Source organism: Streptomyces sp. SM10 (genome assembly GCF_002910915.1).
GTDB lineage: Bacteria > Actinomycetota > Actinomycetes > Streptomycetales > Streptomycetaceae > Streptomyces.
The window spans coordinates 1-10,682 of the sequence record NZ_NEUF01000107.1; the positions used below are offsets into that span (position 1 = coordinate 1).

Sequence of the window (10,682 nt, forward strand, 5' to 3'; positions counted from 1 at the left end):
GGCTTCCTAATGCTGTTGTCAAGCGGCCGTAGCCATCGGCGGTGTCACTTCGTAGCACCGTCGGTCGCGGATCAGTGCCCAGATGACGTTGACACGTCGGCGGGCGAGGGCGAGCACGGCTTGGACGTGCCTCTTCCCTTCGGCGCGTTTGCGGTCGTAGAACTGCCGTGAGTTCGGGTCGTAGCGGACGCTGACGAGCGCGGAGGTGTAAAAGACGCGCTGGAGTCTGCGGTGGTAGGTGACCGGCCGGTGGAGGTTGCCGCTGACCTTGCCCGAGTCGCGAGGTGCTGGGGCGACGCCGGCGAAGGCCGCCAGGGCGTCCGGGGAGTCGAACTCGTCCAGATCGCCGCCGACGGCGGCGAGGAACTCGGCACCGAGAGTCGCACCGATGCCGGGGACGCTCAGGACGATGTCGGCGAGTTCGTGCTCGCGAAACCGGCCCTCGATGAGCTTGTCCATCTCGGAAATATGCGCGTTGAGGGCCATCACCTCCTCAGCCAGGGTATGGACCAGCTTCGCGATGGTCTTCTCCCCAGGCACGGCGGTGTGCTGGCGCGCGGCGGCCTCGACCGCCGCTTCGGCCAGGTCCTTGGCGCTGCGGACCTTGCGGTTGGCCAGCCACTTCGTCAGCCGGGCGACGCCGGCCCGGCGGATCGAAGCCGGGGTCTGGTAACCCGTCAGCAGCTTGAGCGGGCCGGTGTTGGTCACGTCCAAGGCCCGCTCCAGGGCCGGGAACATGCTCAGCAAAGTGCCGCGCAGGCGGTTCACGACGCGGGTGCGGTCCTCGACCAGGTCAGACCGGCGCCCGGTCAGCAGCTTCAGCTCGATGGCTGCCTCGTCACCGGGACGGATGGGCCGCAGGTCGCGGCGCATCCGGGCCTGGTCGGCGATCACGTAGGCATCGCGGGCGTCGGTCTTGCCCTCGCCGCGGTAGCCGTCGGACGCCCGGTTCACCAGTCGGCCGGGCATGTAGAGGACCTCTTGGCCGTGGCTGACCAGCAAGGCCAGCAGCAACGCGGGTTCCCCGCCGGTCATGTCGATCGCCCAGGTGACCTCACGCCCGTCGGCCAGGTCCAGGACATCCCCGACCAGCTTCAGCAGCTCGGGTTCGTCATTGGCGACCCGCCGCGACAGCAGTGTCTTGCCGTCCACGTCCAGGGCAAGGCCGTGATGGTGGCCCTTGCCGACGTCGATCCCCGCCCATATCCGGCTCATCGCGCTCCTGACATGCGTGTTCGTACTCTTCGTGCCACGGACGACCTCGCCGGCATTGCTCTACACAGCGACTTGTTCGCACTTCCTAATCGGCGGCCGAGTCGTCGTGGGGCGCTGAGCGGCAAAGCCTCGATTGCCACGAGACGGCAGCGGCCTGAAAGCCACACCCAGCGCCCCTGGGTGACCCAACCCTACGAATGGCTCGATCAGCCCGATCAAGAAGGTAGAGCGGCCTGACGTAACAGGAGGGGCGGCTGGTGCATCGGTTAGTCGATGTACCAGCCGCCCCTTTGGCGTCTGCGGGCCGCCGGCCCCGGCCTCTCCGCTCTCACGCTCATGCCTCCGGTCCGGCCAGCTCGAAGTCGTCCTTCGTCAGTTCGGCCCGCAGCCGCTCCTCGGCGACGTCGGCGTAGTGCGCGGACAGCTCGACGCCCACGAAGCGGCGTCCCTCGCGCAGGGCCGCGACCCCCGTGGAGCCGCTGCCGGTGAACGGGTCGAGGACGGTGCCGCCCTCGGGGCAGACCTGGACGAGCTGCTGCATGACCTCGACCGGCTTCTGGGTGATGTGGACCCGGCCCTTGCGGGGCTGGGAGGAGATGTAGTGGCCCGGCAGGTAAGGGTCGCGGGTGTTGTCGAGGGAGCCCTTGACGCCCCAGATGATGAACTCCGAGTCCTGCTTCGGCCCGCCCTTGCGGGGCCTGCTGGACGGCTTGATCCACGGGATGGTGCCGCTCCATGTCCAGCCCGCCATCTGCAGGGCGTCGGAGGTCGTCGGCTCCTGGCGCCAGTCGGTGAAGACCATGGCGACCGCGTGCTCGGTCGAGGCCCGGTACGCCTCGGTGAGCAGTTCGGTGAGCCAGGAGCGGTAGGAGCGCTGGTCGCGGTTCTCGCCCGGGAAGTTGGCGAGGTCGTGCGCCGAGTTGCTCGTGACGTACTTGGCACGGGCGGTACGGCCGGTTCGATCGGAGCTGGTGCGGCCCCCGGAGTTGTACGGCGGATCGGTGATCACCGCCTGGACGCTCTCGTCCGGGAGGGACTTCAGGACGGTCAGGGCATCGCCTCGGTGCAGCGTGTAGCTCATGGGGAGGGCCTCTCTTCGGGCACGGCGGAGTCTGGACCTGCTCCGGACAGCGCTCAACGGCGTGCATCCGGCGCAAGGTTGCAGCGGAGATTAACGGCGAATTCCGGCCGCACCTAACAAGGTGGCTCCCCGCTTCGGGCCCCAGGACGGCAGTCGTTTGGCGCGGCCGGAATCCCGGTCTACTGTCTCGCCGTGCCACCGGGAAGGAGCGCTGCTCCACCCCCGTTGAGCTGTGCTTATCCGTGCCGTCTCGTCCAATCGAGCAGCGTCGGAGGCATGTTGCCCATCTGCCCGCGAGCGCCGTGAGGAGGCCCCTGTGCACTACCTGAGATTACGAGCGCGGCTGGCTGCCGCGCATGACCTGAAACCGGCGTCCTGGAGCTACCAACTCCTCTGACCCGGGCCCGCCGAGAGGCGGATGCACATCGGCGCGGTGCCGACGGCTTTGCACGAGAAGTCGGCACCGCGCCTCCTACGAACACCGAGGAGCCGCTGCGATGCAGCATGCCCTGACACACCCGCGCCCCGACCCACCTCCGTCGCCTGGTCCGCACCACCGTCGCGCTGAACGGCGGCGGCCGTGAAGAAGACGACGGGAGCCCTCGTCGGTCTGTGCGCCACCGGACCACTCCTGCTGGCACTGCCGATCCTTGGCATCGGTGCCGGGACCGCCTCGGCCTCGTGCTCGACCGACGGTGCACAGGGTGTGGACGCCTCCGCCGTCGCCAAGCAGGTGAAGGCCATCCTGGACGGCGGCGACAAGGGCTCGGTCTCCGTGCCGGGCCTGGACGCGCCTGCCGATCAAGTGCCCAACGCCAAGACGATCCAGGCCACGGGCGTCGCGATGAACATCCCCGCCCGAGGGCAGGTCGTCGCCCTGGCAACCGCTCTGCAGGAGAGCGGCCTGCGGAACCTGACCTACGGCGACCGCGATTCGCTGGGTCTCTTCCAGCAGCGGCCGTCGATGGGCTGGGGCACGGCCAGCCAGATCCTTGACCCGGTGCACGCCTCGACGAAGTTCTACGAGGGGCTCAAGAAGGTCTCCGGCTGGCAGTCCCTATCTGTCACCCAGGCCGCCCAGGCGGTGCAGAAGTCGGGCTTCCCCGAGGCGTACGCCAAATGGGAGCCGCTGGCCACCGCCCTGCACAAGGCCATCGAGCCCCTGCTGCAGAAGGCCGGCGGTGCATCGCCGAGCCCGTCGCCGTCCGGCTCTGCCGACACCGGCAGCTCCTCTCCCGATTCCGCGGGGGGTTGTTCGGCGGACGGCGACGGGACGGACTTCGGCACCATCCCTGCGGGCGCGCTGCCGGACGAGTACAAGATTCCCGCCTCCGCGCCGCCGAAGGTGCAGACGGCGATCCGGTGGGCGCTCGGCCAGCTCGGCACTCCGTATCAGTGGGGCGGCACTTGCACCGACTCCCACGGCAAGAACCCGATGGGCCGCTGCGACTGCTCCTCCCTGATGCAGGGCGCGTACAAGGCCGCCGGGGTCACCCTGACGCGGACCACGTACACGCAGGTCAAGGACGGCAAGGCCGTCTCGGTCGATGCCCTCAAGCCGGGCGACCTCCTCTTCACCGAGGGGACGGCCGCCGTACCGGAACACGTCGGGATGGCGATCGGGCAGGGCATGATCGTCCACGCCCCGCACACCGGTGACGTCGTACGGATCGCCACCGTCGCGTCCTGGAAATCGCGGATTCTCGCGGCCCGCCGAGTCGTCTGACCGGCGCTCCTCCCTCTCCTCACCTCCCCCCTCGCACCGCTGGTTTGCCCTGCCGGGCTTTGGCGTGCGCTCATTCGAACTGGAGTTCCCATGTATCTCGCTGACCAGGTCATACAGCTCGCCTACGACCCCGGAATCAAGCCGAACGAGGGCGGGCTCCCGGGCCTCAACGTCCTCAAGCAGGTAATGGGCTCGATCAACCTCTTCGGGCTCATCGCCGTGGTCGGCGCCCTCGCCGTCAGTGCGGGCGTGTGGGCCTGGGGTCACCACTCGGGTGGTCACCAGGCCGAGGCGAACGGGAAGAAGGGCGTGCTGGTCAGCGCCGGCGCGGCCCTTCTGCTCGGTGCGGCCAACGGCGTGGTGGCGTTCTTCTCGACGCTCGGGACGCAGGTCCACTGATGGCTCAGCACTCCACCCACCCCGGCGGCGCAGCTCGCGTGCGCCGCCGGGCGCTGCTCGGCACTGCCGTCATGGCGGTGCTCGTCGCCCTCGCCGGCCTGGCTGCTCACCTCACCCGCGAGGGCCGAAGCCCCTCCGATACTGCGGCGCCACCGCTGAGTTCGCCCACGGCGTCCTCGTCGTCCGCGGCACCGTCCGGGCCGCACACCCGGCCCCGCGCTCTCCCCGTTCCGCCGAAAACGCACGACCCGATCACGTACGGGAAGGCCGCCGCAGCAGCGCTGTGGTCGTACGACACCCACGCGTACTCGCAACCCGAGCTGCGCAAGGCGCTGCGCGGCTGGCTGACCACGGAGTCGAAGTACGCCGATCCGGCCTCCGTAGACCAGGTGGTCCCCTCGGCCGTGCTGTGGAAGGAGATGGCCGCCAACAAGCAGGTCGCCACCGCCAAGATCAACGAGGCGCACTTCCCGCACGCCTTCACCCAGGCCCTCCAGGACGACCCCGGGGCGATCACTCAGGCGTACGTCTACGCCGTCACGGTCTCCGGCAAGCAGTCGATTCGCTGGAAGGGCTCGTCCGCCGGCGGCGCGGAGAGCCGTTCCACCACCCTCGCTGTCCAGTGCCGACCCAACCACCCTTGCGCCCTGGTCGGCGTCATGCCGACCGTCGCGCCCTGACCCTCGCCCCAGAACGGAGGTACGACCCATGGGAGTCTGCGACTTCCCGCTGATGGACAAGGTGTGCGGCGCCGTCGACTTCGCCACCAACCCCGCCGGCACCGTCACCGACGGTCTCGGCGCGTGGATCGCGAAGTCGGCGGGCGAGCTGGCGTCCAGCGCGGCCGACCTGGCCGCCAAGGCCGTCAACAAGACGACGGCCATCGATCTCAACGCCGGGTGGTTCCGGGACAACTACGAGTTGCTGCTGCCCATCGGCCTCGCCCTGACCGTTGGCATCTTCTGCATCCAGCTCATGACCGCGGCCTGGCGCCGAGACGAACGTGCCCTCGCCAAGGCGGCGTTCGGCACCATGACCGGAGTCCTGTTCAGCTTCTCCGCCATCGCCTTCACGACCGTCGCCATCACCGTCGTGGACGCGCTGTCCGACGGCCTCTTCAAAGCCGCCAACACTTCGATCGACGACGCGATCCGTCGTGTGATCAAGGTTGACCAGATGGGGGCCATGTACGGCCTCGGCTGGGGTGTGCCCGCGCTGGTCGCCTTCGGGTGTGGCATCGGCGCCTTCCTCTACTGGGGCGTGATGGTCGCCCGCAAGGTCGGCGTCCTGATCATGGTCGCGCTCGCGGTATTCGCCGGGGCCGGCGGCGGCTGGGAAGTCGCCAAGCGGTGGCGGCGCGGCTGGATCGAGGCCACCGGCACCCTGATCGTCTCCAAACTGCTGATGACCGTCGTCTTCCTCATCGGCGTCTCCGCCATGGGCAAGACCGACGCCAGCGACGGTATGGCGGCCCTGTCCGACGCGATGGCCGGCATCGTCGTGATGGTCTTGGTGCTGCTCTGCCCCTACGCGACGTACAAGTTCGTGCACTGGGCCAGCGATGGCGGCGGCCACGACGACATGCACCGTACCGGCGTCGCCGGCATGGCGGTCGCCGCAGGAGCGGCGAAGACCGCAGGCAGCCTCGCACTGCGGGCCGGTACCGGCGCCCCCGCTCCGCAGGGTCCGAACCAGGTCCCGGGCGCGGGCACCGATGGCGTCGCCTCCGGCATCAACCCCTCCGGCGGCAACCTCAGCAAGGAGGGCATCGACGCCGGGCCGCCCAAGCAGCAGACCCGCTTCCGGTACGGCGAAGACCCGGACGCGAGCGGCGACAAGGGCCGGGCTCTGATCCAGCGCCCCGGGATCCCGCCACTGATCACACGTCCTGGCGAGGACGAACCGGAAGGGTCCGAATCGACTGCCCAAGGCGTTGCGGGCGGCTCCGGTCACCTCGCAGCCGCATCGGCTCCGGGCGGCGACATGACCTCCATGCCGCCAGCCGACCCCGGACCTTCGGCCTCGGGCACTCCGGCGTCCGCGTCCGGACCGTCGGCCACCGGCTCCGCGACATCGACGAACTGGGTGTATCCCACCCAGCCGCCGTCGGGTTCCTGACCCACATCCCCGGGGGCGGGCCGCACTCCACGGCCCGCCCCCGCCCCCCACCAGCAGGAAGGTTGCGCCATGACGTCCAGAAGAGCGCCGCGCGCCCCGTCCTCCGCCCACTCCCACCGTCTGGAACCACCATGTCCGGCAAGCACCAGTCCTCCACGCCCACCGTGAAGTTCCCGCACCGCAGCAGGCGCGGCGTCCTGCTCGGCCTGTCCGTCCCGCAGTTGACCGTCGCCGGACTCACCGGCCTTCTCCTTCTCGCCGCGATCCTCGCCCGCGGTGTGGTCGGCGCCCTCCAGCTCATCCCGCTGTGGGCCGTGATCGCCCTGCTCATCTTCGTCCGCCACCGAGGCCGTGCTCTGGCGGACTGGGCCCCGATCGTCGTCCGGTACGCGCTGCGCCGGATGCGAGGCCAGCTCGTCTGGCTCACCCGGCCCTCCCGCCGGCCGACCCGCGAGGGACTGCTCCACCTTCCCGGCACCGCAGCCAGCCTGCGCGTAACCACTGCTCCCGACGGCAAATACGGCGCCGTCCACAACCCGCACACCGGGACGCTGACCGCGGTGGTCAAGGTCTCCTCCCGCGCCTACGCCCTGCTCGACCCCGGCACCCAGCACGCCAACGTCGGCGGCTGGGGACGCGCGCTGGCAGCTCTCGCCCGTACCGGGCAGATCGCCCGCATCCAGGTGATCGAGCGCACCATCCCCGACTCCGGCGACGCGCTGCGCCGCTATTGGGAAGAGCACGGCCGCCCCGACACCCCGATGGCCAGCGCGATCTACAACGAGCTGATCCAGAGCGCCGGTCCCGCAGCCGCCCCGCACGAGGCGTACGTCGCGGTGTCCCTGGACACCAAGGCGGCCCGTCGGCTGATCAACCAGGCTGGCGGCGGTCTCACCGGTGCCTTCAGCGTCCTCGCCCAGCTCACCTCCACGTTCGACCAGGCGGCGCGGACCGCAGGTCTCACCCCGACGGGCTGGCTCACCGCCCGCGAGATCGCCGCCGTGGTGCGCACCTCCTACGACCCGAAGGCGCTGGCGACACTCGACCGCTGGTCCACGGCCGGTCGCCCCGAGGCCGAGCCCGCCGCCGCCGGCCCCGTCGTGGTCGTCGAGAAGGCGGACCACATCGCCACCGACACCGCCGTGCACGCCACCTACTGGGTGGAGAACTGGCCGCGCACCGAGACCAGCGCCGGCTTCCTGCACCAGCTCCTGTTCACCGGCGGCGTCCGACGCACGCTCTCGCTCTCCTACGAGCCGAAGAACCTCGACGCCGCCCTGCGCGACGTGCAGCGCAAGAAGTCCAGCGTGATCGCCGACGCCGCCGAACGGGCCCGGCGCGGCCAGGTCGACTCCGAGGCCGACTCGATCGAGTACCAGGACATCAAGTCCCGCGAACGCCAGCTCATCGCCGGGCACGCCGACGTCGCCCTGACCGGTCTGCTGACCGTCTCGGCCGACACCGAGGACGAGCTGCGCACCGCCTGCGCCGTCGTGGAGACCGCCGCTGTCGGCGCCCAGCTCGATCTCCGGCCGCTGACCTGGCAGCAGGCCGAGGCGTTCACCGCCGCCGCCCTGCCGCTCGCGCTCGCTGCCTGACCCTTCCCTTCGAAAGAGCACCCTCATGTCCCGCACCGCCAGCCCGACCGCGCAGGACTTCGTGCCCTTCGCCACTGCCGCGCTCGACTTCCACCGGGCTCTCAACATCCCGGGCGGCCCACTGGTCACCACCCGGGCCGAGCTGGACGCCCTGCACGCCCACCTCGTCTCGCTGTACGGGCTGCTCGACGCCCACACCGGTCGCACCGGGCAGCTCGTCGCGGTCGAGGGCGACCAGCTCCGTACCGCCCGCACCCGCATCTGGCAGGCCGCCGAGCACCTCCACGCCGCCTACCACGCGGCGCCCCGGCCGGACTCCGGCGAGATCCCCGCACCAGAGGCGTGCCAGGCCGGCCTTCCGGAGGGAGCACCGGGACTGACCATCTGCCAGCGCCATCAGCGCACCGCTCATCTCGTGCGGCGGCGCACCACCCCGGCCGACCTGCACGCCCCGTTCACCGGCCTCGTCCGCCGCTGACCCACCCCTCACCTGGAGAAACACTCATGCCCCGTACCCGCGCCAGCGCCTCCCCTCTGTTCGTGCCCCGTAAGACGACACGCGCCGAACAGCGGGCCGCCCGAGCCGGTTTTACCGAAGCCCGCCGCCAGGCACGCCTCGCCGGAAACCCGCCCAAGCACCGCGCCGAGCAGACCCTCGACCCGGATCTGCGACCCACCTACCCGCTCGCCGGTCGCCCCGGTCCGGCCTCCGCCCGCGGCGGCAAGCTCGCCCTGCCCGCCCACCGGATGACCACCGCCACAGCCAGCGGCGCGTACCCGTTCGTGGCCGAGGGCGGCCTGGGCGCCGAAGGGGTGTTCATCGGCCGCGATGTGCACGCGGAGGCGGCCTTCTGCTTCGACCCGTTCTCGCTCTACAACAGCGGCAGGGTGGAGGGCTTCACGAACCCCAACGCGGTGCTGGCCGGGATCATCGGCATGGGGAAGTCGGCGTTGGCGAAGTCGATCGCCACTCGGTCGATCGCCCATGGCTACCGGATCTACATCCCCTGCGATCCCAAGGGGGAGTGGACCGGTGTCTCGCAGGCCCTCGGCGGCTACAGCATCGCCCTGGGCCCGGGGCTCCCTGGACGGTTGAATCCGCTGGACGCCCCGGCCCGGCCCGCCTCCGTGAGCGAGGAGGACTGGTTCACGGAGGTTCGCAAGCGCCGTCTGCTGCTGCTGGCCAGCCTCGCCCGCACCGTGCTGAAGCGCGACCTGCTGCCGATGGAGCACACCGCCCTCGACCTGGCCCTGGATCTGGTCGTCGCTGACGCCGCCGCCCGGGGCACGGTGCCGCTGCTCGGCGAGATCGCGCACGTACTCGGCTCCCCCGAACGCCTCGACCAGGCCCTCGGCCACCAGACGGGGCACCTCGGTTCAGCCGCCCAGGACCTCGCCCATGCCCTGCGACGTCTCGTGCACGGCGACTTGAGCGGCATGTTCGACGCGCCGAGCACCGTTTCGTTCGACCCGACCACACCGATGCTGTCCATCGACCTCTCCCGTCTCGGCGGCTCCGGTGACGACACGGCACTGGTGCTCGCGATGACGTGCGCGAGCGCGTGGATGGAGTCGGCCCTCAGTGATCCCGATGGCGGTCGGCGCTGGGTGATCTACGACGAGGCGTGGCGGCTGATGCGGCACGTCGGGCTGCTGGAGCGGATGCAGAGCCAGTGGAAGCTCTCCCGAGGGCTGGGCATCGCGAACCTCATGGTGATCCACCGCCTCAGCGACTTGCTCTCGGCGGGCGACGCCGGCTCACGCGGCCGAGTCCTGGCCGAGGGGCTCCTCGCGGACTGCAGCACGCGCATCATCTACCGCCAGGAGCCCGACCAGCTCGCCGCCGCTGCATCTCTGCTCGGCCTGACCGGCGTCGAGACCCAGGCGGTGTCCGCCCTGACCAAGGGCCGAGGTCTGTGGAAGGTCGCCGGCCGCTCCTTCATCACCCAGCACATCCTCCACCCGGCCGAGCGGGAGCTGTTCGACACAGACGCCCGCATGGCCGCCTAGCCCAACGACCAGCACAGCAACGGGAATCGATCATGTCTGCTTCTTCCACTCCTTCCTCCGGTGACAACCAGCCGTCGCAGGCCACCGACCCTTTGGCGTGGCGACGGCACCTCCCGGCACTGGCCTCGGCCGCCGCCGGCATCAACGAGGCGTGCGACGCCTGGGACGCGGTTTCGGACTCCCTCTGCGACGCGGACGGCTGGCCGCTGGACGACAAGATCTACGGGGACGGGAAGGTCAAGCGGGACGCCGAAGCGTGGAAGCACGCCGAGGTGTTCCTCGACCACGGACCCGAGGTGCTGGCCGGGGTCCGCGCCGCCGCCGACGGCCCCGACTACGTCGAGGGACCGATCAGTGACGACCTCCGTCGGATACGCGGGATCGACACCATCCTGTTCCGGGCGGATGAGCTGCGGCACGAATGGGCCGACGTCATGGCGCTTATGGACGGTTCGCAGCCGAGCGTGCTCCACCTCTACCAGGAGCGTGCCGAGGAGCACCGCAACACCGAAGGCTGGCACTACTCACACGAACT

Annotated in this window: 10 protein-coding genes; 8 read left to right on the top strand and 2 right to left on the bottom strand. The window is 70.3% G+C overall.

Going from position 1 to position 10,682, the window contains the following annotated elements; translation table 11 throughout:
* Positions 1 to 18: 18 nt before the first annotated feature.
* Both B9S57_RS16625 and B9S57_RS16630 read right to left on the bottom strand, forming a co-directional pair.
* Positions 19 to 1,215: an IS110 family transposase gene (locus B9S57_RS16625; protein ID WP_103513951.1), complete on the bottom strand. Its 1,197-nt coding sequence runs from the start codon at positions 1,213 to 1,215 to the stop codon at positions 19 to 21.
* Positions 1,216 to 1,549: 334 nt separating this feature from the next.
* Positions 1,550 to 2,296 (bottom strand): site-specific DNA-methyltransferase, encoded by a 747-nt coding sequence (locus B9S57_RS16630; protein WP_103516364.1) that lies wholly within the window; start codon positions 2,294 to 2,296, stop codon positions 1,550 to 1,552.
* Positions 2,297 to 2,876: 580 nt separating this feature from the next.
* Between B9S57_RS16630 and B9S57_RS16635 the strand changes: the two genes are divergently transcribed.
* The 8 genes from B9S57_RS16635 to B9S57_RS16670 form a co-directional block, all read left to right on the top strand.
* On the top strand, positions 2,877 to 4,022 hold the full coding sequence (locus B9S57_RS16635) for a C40 family peptidase (RefSeq protein WP_103516365.1): 1,146 nt from the start codon (positions 2,877 to 2,879) through the stop codon (positions 4,020 to 4,022).
* A 90-nt stretch (positions 4,023 to 4,112) separates the two neighbouring features.
* Positions 4,113 to 4,421 carry a DUF6112 family protein gene (locus tag B9S57_RS16640; RefSeq protein WP_023421641.1) on the top strand — a complete coding sequence of 103 codons (309 nt, stop codon included), beginning with the start codon at positions 4,113 to 4,115 and terminating at the stop codon, positions 4,419 to 4,421.
* The gene (locus B9S57_RS16645) at positions 4,421 to 5,101 is read left to right on the top strand and encodes a hypothetical protein (RefSeq protein WP_103516366.1); all 681 of its coding nucleotides are present in this window, start codon (positions 4,421 to 4,423) and stop codon (positions 5,099 to 5,101) included. The genes B9S57_RS16640 and B9S57_RS16645 overlap by 1 nt, the downstream gene beginning before the upstream one ends.
* Positions 5,102 to 5,129: 28 nt before the next feature.
* Positions 5,130 to 6,539, top strand: a complete 1,410-nt coding sequence (locus B9S57_RS16650) for an ATP-binding protein (protein ID WP_103516367.1) — start codon at positions 5,130 to 5,132, stop codon at positions 6,537 to 6,539.
* A 131-nt stretch (positions 6,540 to 6,670) separates the two neighbouring features.
* Positions 6,671 to 8,137 (top strand): SCO6880 family protein, encoded by a 1,467-nt coding sequence (locus B9S57_RS16655; RefSeq protein ID WP_103516368.1) that lies wholly within the window; start codon positions 6,671 to 6,673, stop codon positions 8,135 to 8,137.
* A 25-nt stretch (positions 8,138 to 8,162) separates the two neighbouring features.
* Positions 8,163 to 8,615: a DUF6238 family protein gene (locus B9S57_RS16660; protein ID WP_103516369.1), complete on the top strand. Its 453-nt coding sequence runs from the start codon at positions 8,163 to 8,165 to the stop codon at positions 8,613 to 8,615.
* A 26-nt stretch (positions 8,616 to 8,641) separates the two neighbouring features.
* Positions 8,642 to 10,147 (top strand): ATP-binding protein, encoded by a 1,506-nt coding sequence (locus B9S57_RS16665; protein ID WP_181011370.1) that lies wholly within the window; start codon positions 8,642 to 8,644, stop codon positions 10,145 to 10,147.
* Between the two features lie 32 nt (positions 10,148 to 10,179).
* On the top strand, positions 10,180 to 10,682 hold a 503-nt coding region (locus B9S57_RS16670; protein ID WP_258036412.1), incomplete at its 3' end, for a hypothetical protein.